This window comes from Bacteroides sp. AF20-13LB (assembly GCF_003603065.1).
Classification (GTDB): Bacteria; Bacteroidota; Bacteroidia; order Bacteroidales; family Bacteroidaceae; genus Bacteroides; species Bacteroides uniformis.
The window spans coordinates 336,210-357,138 of record NZ_QTMH01000001.1 but is presented as its reverse complement, the minus strand read 5'-3'; the positions used below and the strand labels follow the sequence as shown (position 1 = coordinate 357,138).

The window sequence follows — 20,929 nt, the reverse complement described above, 5'->3', positions numbered from 1 at the left end:
TACAATTTACTATTTGCTGCGCTTTGATAAAGAAGGACTATTAGTAAATCCCTTTCTCTACTCTCTCTTTGTGCAGATGATTTGATTATCAAATTCAACGCTGATACGGGAGTATTTGTTCCAACCCACCTGGTTCAATCCTCTTTCGTAGAATGCCTTTACACGTTTCAGCTTCTTCTCGAATCCGGCAATCTTGCCTAAATAGATAAGATGGTCGCCGACACGGGGCACTAACTCGATGTTCTTGCCGGGCAATACATGAATTTGCTCTATCTGTGCATTCCAAAAAGAATTCTTTTGCAAAAATACACCAAACTTATATAAATCCCTCATGGCAAACGACTTTTCTACATTTCCGGTTACAACGGCGAGGTGTGCAACGCACTTTGCATCGGGGGGCATCACGGTACCTTTGTTGTCCAGATAGTAGTTTTCGCCGTTGGCGCTCATCACGCGCAGGATGGGGGTGCGCTGGGTCACTTCGATGCAGAGCTTGCCGCTCGGGGTTTTGTAGCACTCCACCTGGTCGATGAGGGGATGCTTGGCAAGTTCGCGCTCCAAGGTCTTGGTACGCACGCGTTCCAGGTCTTTCCCAATGGGGCTGATGCCTTTCTTTTCCAGCAGGGTAGCTACTTCCTTCTTCGTGATGAAGCCGGCATATACCGTGTCTTTTATCACCAGCTCCACGTCTTGGCACACCTGCGAGGTGGGCTTGCGGTTGAAAGCTGTGACAGCCACTACCAGGTAGGCAATGACAAGCAACAGAACGATAGAAAGTAGAATCCTTTTAACCATGATATTTTTCTGATAATAGTTGGGTGATTTGAGGCGCATAGTTGTCCAGGTCTCCGGCTCCCAGCACTACCAATACTTCGGTGTGCTTTTGGGTGAGGAGGCTGAGGACGTCTTCTTTCCTACAGATGCATTTCTCGATGCCGGGGCGGAGGTTGTCATAAATCAGCTGACTCGTCACGCCGGGAATCGGTTGCTCGCGGGCAGGGTATATCTCTGTCAGAATCACCTCGTCGGATAGGGAAAGGCTGTCTGCAAAGTCACGATAGAAGTCGCGGGTGCGGGTGTACAAGTGGGGCTGGAAGATGACGGTTATCTTCTTGTCTTGGTACAACTCGCGGACGGACTTCACGCTTTGGGCTATTTCCGCCGGGTGGTGGGCATAGTCGCTGAGAAATACAATCCGGTCATTCTTCAGCTTGAAGTCGAAACGGCGGTCCACTCCGCGGAAGCTTGCCATGCCTTGCTTGATTTCTTCGTCGGTGGCACCGCTGAGATGGGCGAGTGCCATGGCGGCAACACCATTCTCGATGTTGATGCTGACGGGAACACCCAACTGAATATCGTTGATGCGGGTGTCAGGCGCCACGAAGTCGATGAAGATTTCACCGTTTCCGATGCGGATATTCTCGGCATGGAAGTCGCCTTCGTTGCGCGAGTAGGTATAGGTGGCGACGCCCGGTTGTACGTCGGCTTGCATTTCCAGTCCTTTGTGTAGAATCAAGGCGCCGCCCGGCTGGATAAGCGTGGTGTAGTGGCGGAAGCTTTCGAGATAGGCTTCTTTGGTGCCGTATATATCCAGGTGGTCGGGGTCGGTGGCAGTAATGACACTCATCCAGGGCGATAGCCAGTGGAAGGAGCGGTCGAACTCATCCGCTTCGATAACGGTATAAGGGCTGGTGGCGGAAAGCAGCAGATTCGTACCGTAGTTCTTCGAAATACCTCCGAGGAAGGCGATGCAGCCCACGTGTGACTGGTGCAGCAGGTGGGCAGCCATGGTGCTGGTGGTAGTCTTGCCATGCGTACCTGCCACGCACAGGCCTTTGCTGCTGCGGGTTATAATGCCTAATACTTGGGAGCGCTTATGTATGTCGAAACCGTTTTCACGGAAATAGGTCAGTTCTGCATGCTCTTGCGGCACGGCGGGGGTATAGACCACGAGCGTGCTTGCCTTGTCTTTGCACTCCTCCGGAATAAGGTTGATATCCTCTTCGTAGTGTATCTGTGCTCCTTCCGTAATCAGACGTTCTGTCAGTTCGCTCGACGTACGGTCGTAGCCCGCTACTGTCTTTCCTTTAGAGAGGAAATAGCGTATCAGAGCGCTCATGCCGATGCCGCCGGCACCGACGAAATAAACGGAGCGAATGGCTTCAAGCCTCACCCCCTGCCCCTCCCCCGTAGGGAGGGGAGATGAGTTACTATTGCTTATATTTTTATTCATATTCAAATTTTTTCTTCAAACTCTTCTTCCAAAAGTATGATATTATAAAAAGAACGATAGCAGTACTATCTATTCCCCCCTCCCTACGGGGGAGGGACAAGGGGAGAGGCTCTTCAATACCTCCTTCGCAATAATTGTCGCCGAGTCCGGCAACGCTAGCTTGGCGATATTCTTGCTCAAGTCTTGCAGCTTCTCGGGGTTAGCGATTGTCTCCAACGCCACCGGCAGCAGCTTCTCTTTCGCTTCCACATCCTTCACATAGATAGCTGCATCCTTATCCACCAGCGCCAGCGCATTCTTGGTCTGATGGTCTTCGGCCACATTGGGTGAGGGAACCAGGATGACCGGCTTGTGCAGCAGGCAGAACTCGGAGATGGAACCGGCTCCGGCACGTGAAATCACCAGATCGGCAGCGGCATAGGCGTTTGCTATATCCTTAATGAAGTCCGTCACATACAGATTCGGAATGGCACTGATATGCGGGTTACGTACGGCTTCTCCCGTAGTGGCTGTAATGGCTTCTCTGACTTGGTCAATGTATATCTTGCCAGTCTGCCAGATAAACTGTACGTCGGGGTGGGTACGAATGATATCCAGGCCGGCGGTCAGTGTCTGGTTGATGGTGCGGGCTCCCAGGCTGCCGCCCAGAATGAGGATAGTCTTCTTTTCCGGGTTCAATCCGAAGTACTTTACGGCGTCTGCGTGCAGGATGGAATGTCCGAGCAAGTTCTGGCGCACCGGATTACCTGTCATGATTATCTTTTCTGCCGGGAAGAATTTTTCCATACCTTCGTAGGCCACGCAAATCTTGCATGCCTTCTGTGCCAGCAGCTTGTTGGTGACACCGGCGTAGGAATTCTGTTCTTGTATCAGCGTGGGAATACCCATCATGCCCGCCATTTTCAGCGTAGGACCACTGGCATAGCCACCTACACCGACGGCTACTTGCGGGCGGAACTCCTTGATGATGCTCCGTGCTTTCCACTGGCTTCGTATCAGTTTCAGCAGTACGGAGAAGTTCTTCCACAGATGTTTACGGTCGAATCCGGCAACGGGTAAGCCTATAATCCGGTAACCGGCATCTGGAACACGCTGCATTTCCATTCTTCCTTCGGCACCTACGAAGAGAATCTCCGCGTCGGGACACAACTCTTTTATGGCGTTAGCGATGGAGATGGCCGGAAAGATATGTCCTCCGGTACCGCCGCCGCTGATGATAAGCCTCACCCCCTTCCCCGTAGGGAGAGGGGTAGAGTTACTTTGGGTTGTATAGTTGTTCGCCTCTTTACTCATATTCTTGTTCTTTTTTATTTTTGTATTATTGGCATGCTCTCCATTACTCTATTATTCTTTTCTCCCCTCCCTACGGGGGAGGAGTTGGGGGAGAGGCTGTTATTCAAACTCCGCATCACTGTTCAGTACCTTTGCTGTCGGCTCGGCGGCTGTCTGTGCTTCGCTATCGGCCGGTTGTTCCGGGTGCTCGGCATTTCCGGCATCTATCAGCATCGGCACTTGCGCATCATGCATCCGCTGTTCCTCCAGCTTGGCTGTATAGCGGCTGACACTCAGTATCATGCCGATGTAGGCACAGTTGATGAAAGTGGATGTACCACCCTTGCTGATGAGTGGAAGCGGTTGTCCCGTGACGGGTGCCAGACCTACGGCAACCATCATGTTGAACAGCGCCTGCGTGACGAGCAGCAAGGCTATTCCGGTAATGAGGAAAGCGGGGAAAGTGCGGTCGCATTTTTTGGCGATACGGCCCACTCGCACCAATAGGCAGACATAAAGGAACACAACGACTATTCCGCCTACCAGTCCCAGTTCCTCGATGATGATGGCATAGATGAAATCGGAGAATGCCTGGCTCAGAAAGTCACGCTGTACGGAGTTTCCCGGACCCTTGCCTACAACGTTGCTCGTAGCTACGGCAATACGGGCATGTGCCACTTGCCCGTCGCCGTCGATGTCGAATTTGGCGGCAGGAACTTCCTCCTTGTTGGTAAAGTCTGCAATACGGGATTTTACAGTGGTGAAGCGGTGCCCCATCGGTATATTTTCCAATGTCTTGTCTGGCGTGGCCAGCAGGAAGGCGACAAAGACTGTTACGAATGCCACAATTCCTCCTCCCAGTATCAGCAGTTTCCTGGCAGATACCCGCCCGATGAACATCATCAGGTAGACCGTTCCGAAGAGCAGCATTCCCGTCGAGTAGTTTTCTGGCAGGATAAGGCCACAGACAATGCAGGTAATAATCATGATGCGCTTAAAGGCTTTCGGACTTGCACCGTCTTCATCCTGCCCTTTCGAGAGGATAAAGGCGGTAACGATGACAACGGCCATCTTCGCTATTTCTGACGGCTGGAACTGAATGCCCATGAAGGTCATCCAGCGGGCTGCGCCGTTTACGCGGTCGCCGGTAATGAATCCCATCAGCATCACAAAAGCCAGCAGTCCGATGGATATCGGAAGCAGGAATACCGGGAACACCTGAAACCATTTATAGGGGATGTTGTGTACCAGTACTACAATGACGGCGCCTACCATCAGGAGGATGCTGTGCTGCGTAATCGGTCCCCAGTGGTCGCCACTCTTGTAGGTCAGCGTACTGGCAGCACTGAATACCTCTGTGATGGAGATGAGGCAAAGGAAAAGGAAAATAATCCAAATCACTTTATCGCCTTTGAATATGCTCTTTAATAAATCCAATGCTTCGCAAATTAAAAATTAATAATTAAAGAATTAAAAGTTGCCGTTCTTGTTACGGGATGCGTAATAGGACTGTTGCGGCATCCGTATCTTATAGTGCTCTGACACATGCTTTGAACTGATTGCCGCGGTCCTCATAGCTCTTGAAGAGGTCGAAGGAGGCACAGCAAGGACTGAGCAACACGGTTTCACCTTTCTTTGCCAGCTTGAAGGCTGCTTCTACGGCATCCTGCATGCCGGTCTGCACGTCGGCTACGGGCAGTCCCAGACGGTCGAAGAAGGCGTGCAGCTTTTCGTTGTGCAATCCCAAATAGACCAGGGCAGAGCACTTTTCGCGTACGAGGTCTTCGATTTCCGTGTAATCGTTTCCTTTGTCTTTACCGCCGAGGATAAGTACGGTTTTGCCGGTCATGCTTTGCAGGGCATACCAGCAGGAGTTTACGTTCGTAGCCTTGGAATCGTTGATGAAGCTCACGCCGCGTACGGTGGCTACTTTCTCCAACCGGTGTTCCACTCCCTTGAAGTCGGACAAGGCTTTGCGGATATATTCTTTCCGGATGCCGGCCAAATTGGCCGAGATGCCGGCGGCTAACGAATTGTATAGGTTGTGTGTGCCGTGCAGCGCCAGCTCCTCTTGCTCCATATTGAAGGCTATCGGTTCGTTGATTTCCACTTCACCGTCTTCCACGTATGCGATGGCCCCGTCTTCCTTCACGGCAGCGAACGGGTAGAGATGGGCGCGCAGGCCATGCTTGTCCAGCTCGCGCTTGATGATGGGGTCGTCGTTCCAGAAGATAAAAGCGTCTTCCGGTGTCTGGTTTTGGGTGATGCGGAATTTGGCGTCCACATATTTCTGCATACAGTGGTCGTAACGGTCCAAGTGGTCTGGTGTGATGTTCATCAGTACGGCAATGTTGGCACGGAAGTTATACATATTGTCCAGCTGGAAGGAACTCAGCTCAATGACGTAGTAATCATGCTGCTCCGTGGCTACCTGCAAGGCCAGGCTGTTGCCGATGTTGCCGGCGAGGCCGACGTTCAGGCCTGCACTCTTGAAGATGTGATAAATGAGCGAGGTGGTTGTAGTCTTTCCGTTCGAGCCGGTGATACAGACCATCTTTGCGTCAGTGTACCGTCCCGCAAACTCTATCTCAGAGATGATGGGCGTACCTTTTTCCTTTAATTTCATAATGAGCGGAGCGTCGTTGGGGATACCGGGACTTTTCACCACTTCGTCAGCATTCAGAATCAACTCTTCTGTGTGGTGTCCCTCTTCCCAGGCAATGCCGTATTTATCCAGCAGTTCCTTGTATTTGTCTTTGATGGCGGACATGTCGGAGACGAACGTGTCGAATCCTTTCACTTTGGCCAGTACGGCAGCGCCTGCGCCGCTTTCGCCAGCTCCTAATACTACAATTCTCATAATGTACTAATATGATTAATGTGCCAATGTGCTAATGAGCTGCGCTGTCGTGCCGCATGGCAATTAGCACATTGGCACATTAGCATATTGAATAATTATTATCTAATCTTTAATGTTATAATCGTTATCGCTGCCAATACAATCGTCACAATCCAGAAGCGGATGGTGATTTTGGATTCGTGGAACAGCTTGTCCGGTTTGGTGAATACTACGCTGCATCCCGGCTCTATCAGGCTCATGGAAGTGCGGAAGTGGTCGTGTATCGGTGTTCTTTTGAAGAGACGTTGTTTCACGCCTTTCCGCTTGCCTGCCTTGTAGTAGAGGCGTTGCAGGATGACCGAAAGGTTCTCCACCAGGAAGATACCGCAAAGGATGGGTATCAGCAGTTCCTTGTGAATAATGATGGCGTATACTGCGATGATTCCTCCAATGGTCAGACTGCCCGTATCGCCCATGAATACCTGGGCCGGATAGGCATTGTACCACAAGAAGCCGATAAGTGCACCGATGAAGGCACAGATAAAGATTACCAGTTCTTCCGAGCCGGGAATGTACATGATATTCAGGTAGCCGGCATATTCAATGTGGCTCGATACGTAGGCGAGTATTCCCAAGGTCAGTCCGATAATGGCAGAGTTCCCTGCCGCCATTCCGTCCATTCCGTCATTTAGGTTGGCTCCGTTGCTGACGGCGGTAACTACGAAAATCGTGATAATCACAAACAGTATCCAACCTGCTGTCTGGGCATGTTCACCCATGAAGCCCACTAGGTCGGCATAGTCGAAGTTGTTGCTCTTGAAGAATGGGATGGTGGTCTGTGTTGCCTTGATTTCCTTGGCGGCATGCACCACTTCTATCTGTCCGTCCGGTTTCTCTATTTCTATGTTCTCGCGGATAACCACCTGCGGACTGAGGTAGAGAGTCAGTCCGACGATAAGTCCCAAGCCTACCTGACCGATGATTTTGAACTTACCGTGCAGGCCTTCCTTGTCCTTCTTGAATATCTTGATGTAGTCGTCGGCAAAGCCCAGCGACCCCAGCCAGATTGTGGTAATCAGCATCAATATCATATAAATATTGCTCAATTTGCCCAGTAGTAGGCAAGGAATGAGTATGGCAAAAATAATGATGACACCGCCCATGCTGGGTACTCCCACCTTGTTTACGCCGAACGGGTCGATGCTGGCATCACGTTGCGTTTCAGTAATCTGCTTGCGTTTCAGTAGATTGATGAACTTATCTCCCCAGATACTCGAAATGAGCAATGCCAGAATGATTGCCATCAACGAACGGAAGGATGTATAGCCAAACATGCCCGCACCGGGGAAGTCATATTTGTCTAACCATTGAAATAAATAGTATAACATGATGTTAATTATTTAATTGTTTAATGTGCTAATGTGCCAATATGCTAATTGATAGTCTGGTATATCTGCTGGTAAAGGAATGAATATCCTACATGACGCATGGCGATTAGCACATTGGCATATTAGCACATTATCTCATTTAATATCTCTTTGTCGTCAAAATGGTGTTTCACGCCTTTAATCTCCTGATAATTCTCATGCCCCTTGCCTGCAACGAGAATCACGTCTCCCGGCTGTGCCAGCATGCAGGCTGTCTTGATGGCTTCGCGGCGGTCGGTGATGCTGATGGTTTTCTGCATGTCGTCTTTATCCAGTCCCGCCAGCATGTCGTTGATGATGTCCTGCGGCTCTTCAAAGCGCGGGTTATCGGAGGTGATGATGACCCGGTCGCTCAAGCGGGCGGATTCTTTGGCCATGATGGGACGCTTGCCTTTGTCGCGGTTGCCGCCGGCGCCCACAACGGTAATCACTTTCCCTTTTCCTTCCAGCACTCCGTGAATGGCGTTCAATACATTGACCAGGGCGTCTGGAGTATGCGCATAGTCCACAATGGCGGTGTAGCCTTTCGGTGAACGGATGGCATCGAAGCGGCCGGTTACCGGATGCAGCGTGCTGAGGGCAACCAGTACATCCTCTTCTTTCTTGCCAAGCAATACGGCAGTACCGAATACCGCCAGCAGGTTGTAGGCATTGAACTTTCCGATGAAACGTACTGCCAGTTCGTGATTGTTGAAGTCGAGCAACATTCCCTCGAAATGAGACTCCAAGACTTTGCCTTTGAAGTCGCTAAGACTACGCAAAGAGTAGGTGTATACCTTCGAACGGGTATTCTGCGTCATCACAAGTCCGTTCTTGTCATCCAGGTTGGTCAGGCTGAAAGCTCCTTTTGGCAGTTCGTCGAAGAACTTTTTCTTGGCTTTGAGGTAGTTCTCCACCGTTTTATGATAATCCAGATGGTCGCGGGTCAGATTAGTGAAAATACCGCCGGCAAATTTCAGACCGCTGATGCGCTTTTGGGCAATGGAATGGGAACTGACTTCCATGAAGGCATACTTGCAGCCGGAATCTGCCATTTCTCCGAGCAGGCGGTTCAGGGTTATCGGGTCCGGGGTGGTGTGTTCGGTCGGTACGGGCTGGTCGTCGATGTAATTGCATACAGTGGAAACCAGTCCGACCTTGTAGCCGAAATAGCGGAAAGTATTATATAATAAGGTGGCAACGGTTGTTTTTCCGTTGGTTCCGGTCACGCCGATGAGTTCCATCTTGGATGTAGGGTCGCCATAGAAAGTGGTAGCCACTTTCCCTACGGCATCTTCACTGTCTTTCACCTGAATGTAGGTGATGCCGGCCTTAAGCTCTTCCGGCAATTCTTCACACAATACTGCAACAGCCCCTTTATCGATGGCAGCCGGAATATAGGCATGCCCGTCGGTCTGCGTACCACGCATGGCCATGAACAGATGTCCGGTTCCTATCAGGCGGGAATCTATATTCACCCCCGTTATCTCCATGCTTGTACTTCCGGTAATCCGGACCGGCTGTATTGTTTGCAACAAATCACTTAATCTCATACCTTATTATATATAGTGTATATCCAAATCTTGTTTATTCTCATGTTAACGTAGTGTCAGGGCTATGGTTTGTCCTTTCACTATCCGGCTACCGCTTGCTATGGACTGGTTCCTCACCCGTCCTACGCCGTTTAGCCTTACTTTCAGTCCTTTACTCTCTAAAAGGTAGACAGCATCTTTCGCTCCCATACCTACCACGCTGGGCACGGTGCCCGAGGCCGGTTCCTGGTCTTGCAGGATGACTGCCGACGGAGCTGCTTGTGTATGCCCCCACTGTTCCTTTTTCTTTTGTCCGGCGAACTGTTTCTGAACGGGCACTTTCAAATCATTCAGTACAAGGAGTGCTTCGTTCATCTCTCCGGCTTTCACGGGAGGAATCACATTGGTGGTACTGTCTATGGCACTGCGTATGTCAAAACGCAGGTCTTTGGCATAAACTCTTTCTGCTATTTTCCCAAAGACACTACCTGCCATCAGACCGCCTGAAGCTGGTAACCCAGGCTTCTGAATGGAAACGATGCAACTGTATTTGGGTGCTTCCGAGGGGAAATATCCGCAGAAACTTACAAGGTAATTCACCCGTCCCGACTTATATCCGGCGGCTCCTTGTGAAATCTGTGCCGTACCCGTCTTGCCCGATACGGAGAATTGCTTGCTGCCGGCGGGTTTTGCCAGACCTTGCGATACCACTTTCCGAAGGATTTCGCGGATCTGTGTCAGGGTATGGTCGGAACATATCTTGGGATTGATTACTTCCGTAGGATATTCTTTCACTACCTCACCGTCCTTTACCGCTGCTTTCACAAACTTGGGGCGTACCATGACCCCGTTGTTGGCTATGGCATTGTAGAAGGTCAGTATGTTCATAGGAGGTACCTGAGTCTCGTAGCCGATACTCATCCACGGCAAAGTCGTTTTGGCAAAATAACGCTCTTTGGGTCCTTTGATGTTGGGCTTCCCTTCACCGGGTATTTGCAGATGAAGCGGCTGGTCGATGCTCATGCGCTTCAAACCGTCCACGAACTTCTGCGGATTATCCTTGTAGTGCTTGTCGATGAGGTAGGAGACGCCCACATTGGAAGAAACTTCCAGAATACGTGTCACATCTATCTTTCCATAACCTCCCCGGTGCCAGTTGTGGTCTCTCATCTTGCTGCCGTACATATTCATAATACCGTTGCCCGTGTCTACCTCGGTATCCGGGGTTATCTTGCCATCTTCCAGTGCCACCATAATGGAGGCTGTCTTGAAGGTGGAGCCCGGTTCCAACATATCGCTGATGGCATTACTGTTCATTTCGTAGTAATTGCCGTCTCCGGCTTTCATCATGTTGACAATGGCCTTTACTTCTCCGGTAGCCACTTCCATCAGTACGGCTACCCCGACATTGGCATTGATTTCCTTCAACTTGTCTACCAGGGCTTTTTCGCAGATGTCCTGCATGCCTACGTCGAGGGTGGATATGATGTCACAACCGTCTACCGGGGGAAGGTCTACGATATTCAGGTATTTATTCATCACCTTCTGACGGTGGGTAATACCGTTCCGTCCTTTCAGCAGGGTGTCGAAGGCCAGTTCAATGCCGTTACGGGCTCCCATGGCTGTATCGGCATAGAGACGGCCCAGGGTTTGGGCTGCCAAAGAACCGAACGGCTTTTTACGCTGGTTGTATATCTGTTCGTGGAACCCGCCTCTGTACTTGTTCATCTTGAATACGGGTAACCGCTTGGCTTCCTTATACTGAATGTAAGAGATGCGCCGGTTGCGGTTGGGAAGAATGTTGTAGTTCCGGCTCTTCATCTCCCGCCCCTTGCGCAGATGGCTTTTGAAGGTGGCGGCACTGATGTCCGGAAAAATCTGATGAAGCCCGATACAGATGGAATCGAAATTGGCTTTCCAGATAGAATCCTTGCGCTGCTGGTCCTTTTTGCGGCGCTTCTCGTCCCTTTCGCCGGACATGAAGTCCATATATATTTTATATTCCGGCAGCGAACTTGCCATCAGTTTGCCATCCGAGGACAGGATATTTCCCCGGTTGGGCTTCACCGTTACATTCTCTTTTACGAAGCGGTCGGCTACATCGTGCCAGTACTGTCGCTCGGCAAACATAATCATGGCGCCTTTCACAACAATAGCTATCCCCACCAACCCCATGAGTAGGACGACGAAGAAGTAACGGGTCATTATGTTTTTTTTATTTACAGCCAATGTTATTTACGATTTAACGATTTACGATGTACTATTGAAATTACTTTAATCCTCAATTCTCCATTATTTTAGTAAGTACGGTGGATTAGTGGAAGTCTGCAAATCGCTTTCTTTGGTGGCGATGTATTCCTCGATGCGTGATTGGCGGCTCCGCTCCATCAATTCCGAACTGCGTGTCAGGGCATCGTACTTGATGTCTATCAGCTCTTTTTTAAGATTGTCTATCTCTATCAGTTGCAGTTGGCATTCGTAACGGTTGTTGATGTAAATAATGATAAGCACCATGATAAGGAACAACAATCCGGCTTGGCGGCGGAAGAAGTCTGTGGCCAGAATGTCGCCTCCGATAATGTTCTTCAGTGAGGTGCGTTTTTTCACCTTTTCCGTATTCTTTTCTTCTTGCTTCTTTTCCATTGCTAGTCACTAATCATTCATTACTCTTTCTGCAATTCTCAGCTTGGCGCTGCGCGAACGCGGATTGCGCTCTATCTCTTCCTCGTCCGGTACAATCACTTTGTTGTTGACTAGCCGGAACGGGGTCAATACGTTCCCGAAGAAATCTTTTTCGGCCTTGCCTTCCACGTTACCGGTTTTCATGATATTCTTCACCATACGGTCTTCCAGGGAGTGATAGGTTATCACCACCAGGCGGCCTCCCGGCTTTAGCGCTTCTGTTGCCGCATACAGCATTTCTTTCAGTGCTTCCATTTCCTGGTTTACCTCAATGCGCAATGCCTGGAATACTTTTGCCAGTTCTTTCTTCTCGCGTTCGCGGCCGAAGAGTGGCTTGACGATTTCCAAAAAATCGCCGATGGTGGCAATTCTCTGCGTAGCCCGTGCCTTAACGATGACAGATGCCAGTTTCCGGCTGTTCTTCAGCTCGCCGTACAGATAAAAAATATCGGCCAGCTTTTCTTCTTCGTAGGTATTCACGATGTCGGCAGCGGTCAGGCCGGCACGCTTGTTCATACGCATATCCAGTGCCCCGTCGAAGCGGAAGGAGAATCCCCGTTCGCTGTCATCAAAGTGATGGGAAGATACGCCGAGGTCGGCAAGTATGGCATCCACTTTTTCGATGCCGTGATAGCGTAGGAAGTTGTGCAGGTAGCGGAAGTTGCTGCGTACGAATGTAAAATGCGGGTTGTTCACAATGTTGCGTTCCGCATCCTCGTCCTGGTCGAAGCTCAGCAGCCGGCCGCCGTCTTCCAGGCGGGACAGTATCTCGCGCGAATGTCCTCCTCCACCAAACGTTACGTCTACATACGTGCCGTCCGGACGGATGTTCATTGCATCTACGCTCGGCATCAGCAATACGGGGATGTGATATGTTGTTTCTTCTTTCATCATCTGTTGTTTATAGCTTATTTTCGTCACAACAAATATTTTCGTCTCCCAGCAGTTCTTCAAGAGCCTCGCTGAACTCGTCGGGGTTCATGAATGGTTGGTCGGCACGTTCCTTAGCCCAGATTTCTATTGTGTTGTCCACACCAATGAAGCGGACATCACTTTGTATACCCGCCATTTGCAGGTAACGTTTTGGGAGCAGGATGCGTCCGTTCCCGTCAGGGGTCATGACTTCCGCGTCACTTACGAACTGGCGGAAAATCATTTGTTGTTTGGCGTTCCATTTATTCAGTCGGCAGCGAAGTTGGTTTTGAGTGGCAAACCATACACTTTCCGGGTAGAGCACCAGGCAATCCTGATACACGTCCTTACGCAACACGAGTCTTTCTTCAGAAGCGGCTTGCAGCTGTTTCCGGAAGGTGGCCGGGATGAAAACTCTTCCTTTTGCATCCGCCTTAGCCTCGATATTACCTAAAAATTGTATCATTTCTCACCTTATTATAATAAGCGACGGTAAAAATACACATTTCCCCACAATTCCCCACAATCTTTTAACTAAAATCTTAGGAAGAAGTTTTCAACACCTTGTTGATAGCTTATTCATTTGATAATGAAGCTGCTTTTGAAACGCTTTGCTGGTGGGGGATTCGTGTAGTCTCTTTTGAAAATATTCAGTTGAGGATGACGGTCTTTGGTTTGAAAGTCGCTTGTTGGTGGAATGGTGTCTTGGGTGGGAAACTTCTTTCCCAGCTTTGCGGATATCTAAACCAAGACTTGGTTTCTCTATCCCCAGGCTTGGTTTGGAAAAACCAAAGTTTGGGATAAAGCTCTTTCTTAACTCTTTCTTGTTTTAGTATTAACTTCTGAAACTTTTTTTGTTAACTTCCCGTCTATTTTGTGAACGTTACTACTTACCGGAAGATGATGGGAGGGAGGAGTGATAATATTCCCCCTGGAGTGGTTGATTATTACATTCATCCACAGAATCCAGGGGGGATAAATGTTTTTTTACTGTATGCTGTTCAGCAAGTCTAGCTTGCCCTCGTTCACCAGTTTTAGAATGAGTTCGCCAAACAATGTGTTTTGCCATGCAAACCAGGCGCGGGTGAACTTGGCGGGATTGTCTTTGTGGAAAGACTCGTGCATAAAGCCGGTTCCGGCTTCTGTATCCATCAACATCTTCACGCAAGTTTTAATCTCTTCATCGTTCTGGCTTGTGAAGGCTTTCATCATGATGCTCATCGGCCAAATCATGTCGTAGCCGATGTGCGGACCTCCAATGCCTTCGCCTGCCGTACCTTTGAAGAAGTATGGGTTATCCTCGCTCCATACGAAACGACGGGTGTTCTGGTAAATAGGATCGTTGATGTCCACATCGCCCAGATAGGGCAGTGCGATAAGGCTCGGTACATTGGCGTCGTCCATCAGAAGGTGGTTGCCGAAACCGTCTACCTCGAAGGCATAGATGGTGCCGTATTTGGGATGGTTGTAGGTAGCGTATTTTCGTAGGGCGGTTTCTACTTCTCCAGCCAGGTCGGTACATTCTTTTGCAAGCTCCGGGCGGTTATTGACTTCAGTCAGAATCTCGGCTGCCTTACGCAGCGAAGATACGGCGAAGAAGTTGGAGGGTATCAGGAATTGGAAGGTGGTGGCGTCATCGGAAGGGCGGAAAGAAGATGCAATCAGTCCGACCGGTTTCACCGGATTGCCCCAGCCGTCGTTGGTCATCGTGTCCAGTGCGCGTTCAGTTACCCGCTGGAAATGGTAGGAACCGCGTCCGTCACGGCGCTGTTGGTCGCGGAAGGTGGTCAGGATGTTTTGGATTGCTTTTATCCACTCGGCATCGAAGATGCTTGTATCACCGGTCGTTTTCCAGTAATGGTAGGCAAGGCGTAGCGGATAACACAGTGAATCGATTTCCCATTTACGCTCGTGCACCTCGTCGTTCATGTCGGTAAGGTCGGTTTTCCAGTGTCCGTCGGGGATGGGGCCGTCGTTGAAGGCGTTGGCAAACGGGTCTACATTAATCAGCTTGAATTGGCGGTTGATGACTCCTGCAAGCATCGTCTTCAGTTCCTTGTCTTCATTGGCCAGCTGTACGTAGGGCCACACCTGCGCACCTGAGTCGCGGAGCCACATGGCATGGATATCTCCGGTGTAGACAAATGTGTCGGGCTTCCCGTCTTTCTTGTCCTTGCGGAAATGGACGGTGGTGTCCAGCGTGTTGGGAAAGCAGTTAGTGAACATCCATGACAGCTTCTGATTTTTCAGCAGCTGCTGTATCCGTTGAATTTGTTCTTCTACGGCTTTGGAACGGAACAGTCGTTTTGATTCTACCGGTCGGTTGTCTTTCTTGATAGCGTCGGAGGCGCATACGTGGTTACTCATGGCCGGCTGTACGGCAAAAACGGCAGGAGTAGCCATTGTCATTGCTGCAAATGTGCAGGCTGTAATGATTGTCTGTTTCTTCATGTTGTTTATTAATTACTCGGTTTTTCTTTAGGTATCTTGGTTTGTGTCCCATGATTGCCCAAAGATAAGCATATTTACTTTTTTATCCGGCCAATTAATAAACAATTCTTAGGTTGCCGTATTCTCTTATCTGAAATCTTTCAGGTCCTGCTGCAGTTTCTGGCGGGTAAAGAAGATACGGCTCTTTACTGTTCCAAGTGGGAGGTTCAGCTTTTCTGCGATTTCACGGTACTTGAAACCGGAGACATGCATGGAGAAAGGTATCTTGTACTCACGTGGCAAGGCATTGACAATGCGGTGCATTTCCTTCAGGTCGTAGGCGCCTTCTGTGCTGTCGAGTGTGAGGTCGTGCGGCGTGTTCAGATGATAGAGATTGTCTGTGGTATCTACAAATGTCTGGTCACGTACCACTTTACGGTAATTGTTGATGAAAATATTACGCATGATGGTATATATCCATCCTTTAAAGTTGGTATCAGGTGTGTACTTCTCTTCATTGTCCAGAGCTTTCAGGGATGTCTCTTGAAGCAGGTCGTTGGCCTCTTCGCGGTCGGAGGTTAATTTATATGCAAAGCGTAATAAGTCGTTTTGAACTCCGAGTAGGTCTTGGGTAAATGTTCTATTATTCATAATGGATGTTTTTTAAATTATTGTTCGTTTTATTGATGATACAAAGCTACGGATGATTTCTCTTTTTGATAGACGGAAATCAAACTCTCTTTGGGGTAAAATCTAACAATTGGCAGTTTTCGGGTGGCTTTGGTTAGCTTTCAGTGCCTCGGATAGGTGGAAAAGTGGGATGTAGCCAGAGATTGCTATCCTGATTTTTGTAAATAATATTGTCGCAAAGCGTAACGGCTTGAATGAGTTTGTGTACGAAATACAAGGGGCGAGACCATGAAAGGCAGACGCGGGATTGTCCCGGCCTGCCTTTCTCTCTTTTGATACAACTAAAATCTGTACTCTTCTTAATTTATGGAAATCACTGGTTTTATATGCTGAGTGCTTAAACAAAATCCTTCAAGTCTTGTTGTAGTTTTTGGCGGGTGAAGTAAATGCGGCTCTTTACCGTGCCTAAGGGCAACCCTAGCTTCTCTGCAATTTCGCGGTATTTGAAGCCGGAGACATGCATGGAGAAGGGAATCTTGTACTCCCGTGGAAGGGCGTTGACAATGCGGTGCATCTCTTTCAGGTCATATGCGCTTTCTGTGCTTTCAAAAGCGGCGTCGCGCGGCAGGTTCAGGTGATAGAGATTGTCCGTGGTATCCACGAAAGTCTGGTCACGCACCACTTTGCGGTAATTGTTGATGAAGATATTGCGCATGATGGTGTATATCCATCCTTTGAAATTAGTATCGGGCGTATACTTCTCTTCGTTATCCAGAGCTTTCAGGGATGTTTCCTGCAAGAGGTCGTTGGCTTCTTCACGGTCGGAAGTAAGTTTGTATGCAAAACGCAATAAATCGTCTTGAACTCCGAGCAGGTCTTTTTTAAATGTTATATTGTTCATATGTGCTATGTTTTTTTTCGTTAATCTTGATATTGCAAGTTTACGGAAGTTTTCTCTTTCAGGCAGACGGATTTCAAACATACTTTAGGGGAAAAACTATCAATTGACAGTTTTTAGGTGCTATTTGATAGATTTCGGGTGCAGTTTTCTGTCATTTTTTTGCGATTAATTAAAAAGATGAGTTAATTTTGCGCATTCATTTCATCAAAAGAAGAATGGCTGACGACTCTTTATTTTTGATTGACATAGACAAGATACTTCGGGAAAAGGCTCCGAAGCAGTCTAAGTATATCCCCAAGTTCGTGGTTTCTTATTTGAAGCACATCGTTCATCAAGAGGAATTGAATGTCTTTTTGCGGGAGTCGAAAGATAAAGTCGGTGTAGATTTCCTGAAAGCTTGTCTGGAGTTCCTTGATGCCAATATTGTGGTAAAGGGGGAGGAAAATCTGCCTAAAGAAGGGCTTTATACTTTTGTGTCCAACCATCCCCTGGGTGGGCAGGATGGAGTGGCACTGGGTTATGTCCTGGGCTCCTTTTATGGTGGCAAGGTGAAATATATGGTCAACGACCTGCTGATGAACCTGCACGGACTGGCGCCGCTTTGCATCCCCATCAACAAGACGGGAAAGCAGGCCAAAGACTTCCCCAGAATGGTGGAGGCGGGATTTGCTTCGGACAATCAGCTCATCATGTTTCCCGCAGGGCTTTGTTCGCGTAGGCAGAATGGGGTCATCCGTGACTTGGATTGGAAAAAGACCTTTATCGTGAAGAGTGTCGAAGCCCACCGTGATGTAGTTCCCATCCACTTCGAGGGGCGGAACTCCAACTTCTTTTATAATCTTGCCAATTTTTGTAAGATGTTGGGCATCAAGTTCAATATCGCCATGCTTTACCTGGCAGATGAAATGCTGAAGAATCGCCATAAAACATTTACCATCACCATAGGGAAGCCTATCCCCTGGCAAACTTTCGACAAATCGAAAAGCCCGGCCGGATGGGCGCAATATGTGAAGGATATTGTATATAAATTGTAGAGAGACCGTATTTATATTAAAGAAGAACTACTAACAGAAAAATATGGAAGATGTTATTGCACCGATAAGCAAGGAGCTGTTGAAAGCGGAGTTGACTGAGGAAAAGCGTCTGCGCATGACCAATAGAAGTCATAATCAGATATATATCATTACTGCCCAAGACTCTCCGAATACAATGAAGGAGATCGGCCGTTTGCGCGAGATTGCATTCCGTGCTGCGGGAGGAGGAACGGGCAAGTCTATGGATATTGATGAATATGACATCATGGACAACCCGTACAAGCAGTTGATTGTCTGGAATCCGGAAGCAGAAGAAATTTTGGGTGGATACCGTTATATCTTAGGTACGGATGTGCGTTTTGATGAACATGGTGCCCCTATTCTGGCAACTGCCCATATGTTTAACTTTTCGGATAAGTTTTTGAAGGACTATCTTCCTACGACCATCGAGTTAGGACGTTCGTTCGTTACGTTGGAGTATCAGTCTACGCGTGCAGACAGTAAAGGTCTGTTTGCGTTGGATAATCTGTGGGATGGTTTGGGCGCACTGACCGTAGTCATGCCCAATGTGAAGTATTTCTTCGGAAAGGTGACTATGTATCCCAGCTATCATCGTCAGAGTCGTGATAAGATTCTTTATTTTCTTCGGAAACACTTTGCGGATAAGGACAACCTGATTACTCCGATGAAGCCGTTGCTTCTGGAATCGGACGAGAATGAATTGGCGGCTCTCTTCTGTAAAGACTCTTTTAAGGAAGACTATAAGATTTTGAATTGTGAAATCCGTAAGGCGGGGTATAATATTCCCCCGCTGGTGAATGCCTATATGAGTCTCAGCCCTACCATGCGTATGTTCGGTACAGCCATCAATTACGGTTTCGGAGATGTGGAGGAAACGGGTATCCTAATTGCCGTGGACGAGATTTTGGCAGAAAAGCGCATTCGCCACATCGAGTCGTTCATAGCGAGCGAACCGGAGGCGTGCAAGCTTACGTCGGGAGCAAATAAGGTTGTATCATAGGACTATCCGGAGGAATGTTTGTCGTCTGTTATACCGCTGGCAAGCTATTCCCGTTTATTTTCCTATATAAATCGAGTGCAAATACATCCGTCATTCCGGAGATGTAATCCAATACCGCCTGTATTCTTTCGTAGAGTGCAGGCGCTTTTATGTTGTACTGGCCCGATACGCGATTGATGAGCAGTTGCGAATATGCCTTTTCCGGAGAACGCACGGCGTCAATCATCAGTTCGAGCAGGGTACTGATGATGCGGAAACCGGCAAGTTCAATGTCCAGTACATCGCGTGAACGGTAAATCCTCTTCAGGGAGATGTCTGCACAGTGCTTGTAGGCATTGGCTGGTACCTCGGATATATGGTTGATGAGGCTTCCTTCAAATTCTCCTTTCAGAATCTTTTCTTCATTGTCTACAAAGGCTTGCACGCATTCGCCGATAAGCAGTCCGATAACGCTGGAACGCAGATAGGCTATTTGTTCATTGGTGTCACTTACTATCTCCATCGTTTTGAGCCGGTGTGCTTGGCGCTCTTTCGAGAAATAAGAAAGAAGCAACTCTTTGGTTTCTTGTGTAGTCAGAATTTTCAGTTTGTGAGCATCCTCAATATCCATCATCTGGTAGCAGATGTCATCGGCGGCTTCCACCAGATAGACCAGCGGGTGGCGGGCATATTTCAACGGGGCATCGTTCTGCTTCTCCATACCCAACTCTTCTGCTATGCGGCGAAAACTTTCTTCCTCTGTGATGAAGAAACCGAATTTTGACTTTTTGCCTGCAAGACTCGATGAAAAGGGATATTTCACGATGCTTGCCAAGGTGGAGTAGGTGAGTACAAATCCTCCCTGTCGCCTTCCCTCAAACTGGTGGGTAAGCAGGCGGAACGCATTTGCATTCCCTTCAAAGTGGGTAAGGTCCTCCCATTGGGAAGGTGTCAGTTGGCCCTTCAGGGACATTCCTTTTCCTTCAGAAAAAAAGGTGGAAATAGCTCGTTCTCCCGAATGTCCGAAAGGAGGATTTCCCAAGTCGTGTGCCAGGCAGGCGGCGGAAACGATGGAGCCTATTTCGGTGAGGTAGCTGTCTTGCAGTTCCGGACGGCGGGCAATGAGAGCTTTCGATACATCGTTGCCTAGTGAGCGGCCTACACATGATACTTCCAAGCTGTGTGTCAATCGGTTGTGGACGAATACACTACCGGGAAGAGGGAATACCTGGGTTTTGTTCTGCAGACGGCGGAAGGGAGCAGAGAAGACAAGGCGGTCATAGTCACGTTGGAATTCCGAGCGGTTTTCATGGCGTTCCTGGTGAAACTCTTCCAGTCCGAAGCGTTTGGCAGATATGAGCGTATTCCAATTCATCATGATGTTATTTGAGATTTGACGATTTACTATTTACGATTGAAGTTACTATTATTTAACTGCAAATGTATCACTATTTTGTATAAAAAGCCGTATTTTCGCCCAAGTTTATAGTAAAAGGAAGATGAATTGCGAAACTTGAATTACTCGAATTGTAAGAATAGAAGTAGCCCCAATCGTAAATAGTAAATCGTCAAATCGTAAATAACATCATGTTGAACGTACAAATCATCAATAAATCAAAGCATCCGCTTCCGGCTTATGCCACTGAGCTGTCTGCAGGAATGGATATCCGTGCAAACCTTAACGAACCTATTTCGCTGGCTCCGATGCAGCGGTGTCTGGTGCCTACGGGCCTTTATATCGCTCTTCCGGAAGGATTTGAGGCGCAAGTGCGTCCGCGTAGTGGATTGGCCATTAAGAAGGGGATTACCGTGCTGAACTCCCCTGGAACGATTGATGCCGATTACCGTGGTGAGGTTTGTATTATTCTCGTCAACCTTTCTGCAGAAACCTTCGTCATCGAAGATGGGGAGAGGATTGCACAAATGGTGATAGCGCGTCACGAACAAGCTCTTTGGCAGGAAGTGGAAGTGCTGGATGAGACGGAGCGCGGTGCCGGAGGTTTCGGGCATACGGGTAAAAAATGAATGGATATTGTTCCGTTTTACGGGTTAAGAATT

The 20,929-nt window shown here is 48.6% G+C and carries 18 protein-coding genes; 3 read left to right on the top strand and 15 right to left on the bottom strand.

Annotation, left to right across the window (positions count from 1 at the left end; all coding sequences use genetic code 11):
- Nucleotides 1-57: 57 nt before the first annotated feature.
- The 14 genes from DWX62_RS01330 to DWX62_RS01260 all read right to left on the bottom strand — a co-directional run bounded on the left by DWX62_RS01330 (nt 58) and on the right by DWX62_RS01260 (nt 16,837).
- Nucleotides 58-795 carry a hypothetical protein gene (locus tag DWX62_RS01330; protein WP_005830403.1) on the bottom strand — a complete coding sequence of 246 codons (738 nt, stop codon included), beginning with the start codon at nt 793-795 and terminating at the stop codon, nt 58-60.
- Nucleotides 788-2,233, bottom strand: a complete 1,446-nt coding sequence (gene murC / locus DWX62_RS01325; protein WP_230372730.1) for a UDP-N-acetylmuramate--L-alanine ligase — start codon at nt 2,231-2,233, stop codon at nt 788-790. The genes DWX62_RS01330 and murC overlap by 8 nt, the downstream gene beginning before the upstream one ends.
- Nucleotides 2,234-2,302: 69 nt before the next feature.
- Nucleotides 2,303-3,526, bottom strand: a complete 1,224-nt coding sequence (gene murG, locus DWX62_RS01320) for an undecaprenyldiphospho-muramoylpentapeptide beta-N-acetylglucosaminyltransferase (protein WP_120172531.1) — start codon at nt 3,524-3,526, stop codon at nt 2,303-2,305.
- Between the two features lie 99 nt (nt 3,527-3,625).
- Nucleotides 3,626-4,942 (bottom strand): FtsW/RodA/SpoVE family cell cycle protein, encoded by a 1,317-nt coding sequence (locus tag DWX62_RS01315; RefSeq protein ID WP_005830397.1) that lies wholly within the window; start codon nt 4,940-4,942, stop codon nt 3,626-3,628.
- Nucleotides 4,943-5,033: 91 nt separating this feature from the next.
- Complete coding sequence (murD, locus tag DWX62_RS01310) at nt 5,034-6,368, bottom strand: UDP-N-acetylmuramoyl-L-alanine--D-glutamate ligase (RefSeq protein WP_117680928.1); 1,335 nt, start codon at nt 6,366-6,368, stop codon at nt 5,034-5,036.
- A gap of 95 nt (nt 6,369-6,463) precedes the next feature.
- Nucleotides 6,464-7,732 carry a phospho-N-acetylmuramoyl-pentapeptide-transferase gene (mraY, locus tag DWX62_RS01305; RefSeq protein ID WP_005830392.1) on the bottom strand — a complete coding sequence of 423 codons (1,269 nt, stop codon included), beginning with the start codon at nt 7,730-7,732 and terminating at the stop codon, nt 6,464-6,466.
- 122 nt (nt 7,733-7,854) lie between these two features.
- On the bottom strand, nt 7,855-9,303 hold the full coding sequence (locus tag DWX62_RS01300) for a UDP-N-acetylmuramoyl-L-alanyl-D-glutamate--2,6-diaminopimelate ligase (RefSeq protein WP_016272445.1): 1,449 nt from the start codon (nt 9,301-9,303) through the stop codon (nt 7,855-7,857).
- Between the two features lie 45 nt (nt 9,304-9,348).
- Complete coding sequence (locus DWX62_RS01295) at nt 9,349-11,487, bottom strand: penicillin-binding protein (RefSeq protein ID WP_005830388.1); 2,139 nt, start codon at nt 11,485-11,487, stop codon at nt 9,349-9,351.
- A gap of 87 nt (nt 11,488-11,574) precedes the next feature.
- Nucleotides 11,575-11,925 carry an FtsL-like putative cell division protein gene (locus DWX62_RS01290; RefSeq protein WP_005830386.1) on the bottom strand — a complete coding sequence of 117 codons (351 nt, stop codon included), beginning with the start codon at nt 11,923-11,925 and terminating at the stop codon, nt 11,575-11,577.
- A 9-nt stretch (nt 11,926-11,934) separates the two neighbouring features.
- The gene (gene rsmH / locus DWX62_RS01285; protein WP_057258727.1) at nt 11,935-12,855 is read right to left on the bottom strand and encodes a 16S rRNA (cytosine(1402)-N(4))-methyltransferase RsmH; all 921 of its coding nucleotides are present in this window, start codon (nt 12,853-12,855) and stop codon (nt 11,935-11,937) included.
- A gap of 10 nt (nt 12,856-12,865) precedes the next feature.
- Nucleotides 12,866-13,342, bottom strand: coding sequence for a division/cell wall cluster transcriptional repressor MraZ (gene mraZ / locus DWX62_RS01280; RefSeq protein WP_005834563.1), 477 nt, complete (start codon nt 13,340-13,342; stop codon nt 12,866-12,868).
- Nucleotides 13,343-13,863: 521 nt separating this feature from the next.
- Nucleotides 13,864-15,285: a glycoside hydrolase family 125 protein gene (locus tag DWX62_RS01270; RefSeq protein ID WP_085931532.1), complete on the bottom strand. Its 1,422-nt coding sequence runs from the start codon at nt 15,283-15,285 to the stop codon at nt 13,864-13,866.
- 168 nt (nt 15,286-15,453) lie between these two features.
- The gene (locus DWX62_RS01265) at nt 15,454-15,957 is read right to left on the bottom strand and encodes an RNA polymerase sigma factor (RefSeq protein ID WP_008662696.1); all 504 of its coding nucleotides are present in this window, start codon (nt 15,955-15,957) and stop codon (nt 15,454-15,456) included.
- A 376-nt stretch (nt 15,958-16,333) separates the two neighbouring features.
- The gene (locus tag DWX62_RS01260) at nt 16,334-16,837 is read right to left on the bottom strand and encodes an RNA polymerase sigma factor (RefSeq protein ID WP_008662699.1); all 504 of its coding nucleotides are present in this window, start codon (nt 16,835-16,837) and stop codon (nt 16,334-16,336) included.
- A 215-nt stretch (nt 16,838-17,052) separates the two neighbouring features.
- On the opposite strand from DWX62_RS01260, the gene DWX62_RS01255 reads away from it, so the two are divergent.
- Nucleotides 17,053-17,871, top strand: coding sequence for a 1-acyl-sn-glycerol-3-phosphate acyltransferase (locus tag DWX62_RS01255; protein ID WP_005830371.1), 819 nt, complete (start codon nt 17,053-17,055; stop codon nt 17,869-17,871).
- Between the two features lie 43 nt (nt 17,872-17,914).
- Nucleotides 17,915-18,892 (top strand): GNAT family N-acetyltransferase, encoded by a 978-nt coding sequence (locus DWX62_RS01250; protein WP_005830370.1) that lies wholly within the window; start codon nt 17,915-17,917, stop codon nt 18,890-18,892.
- 28 nt (nt 18,893-18,920) lie between these two features.
- On the opposite strand, the gene DWX62_RS01245 is transcribed toward DWX62_RS01250, so the two are convergent.
- Nucleotides 18,921-20,249: a deoxyguanosinetriphosphate triphosphohydrolase gene (locus tag DWX62_RS01245; protein ID WP_009037700.1), complete on the bottom strand. Its 1,329-nt coding sequence runs from the start codon at nt 20,247-20,249 to the stop codon at nt 18,921-18,923.
- A gap of 212 nt (nt 20,250-20,461) precedes the next feature.
- Between DWX62_RS01245 and dut the strand changes: the two genes are divergently transcribed.
- On the top strand, nt 20,462-20,896 hold the full coding sequence (gene dut / locus DWX62_RS01240) for a dUTP diphosphatase (RefSeq protein WP_025831605.1): 435 nt from the start codon (nt 20,462-20,464) through the stop codon (nt 20,894-20,896).
- Nucleotides 20,897-20,929: the final 33 nt, after the last annotated feature.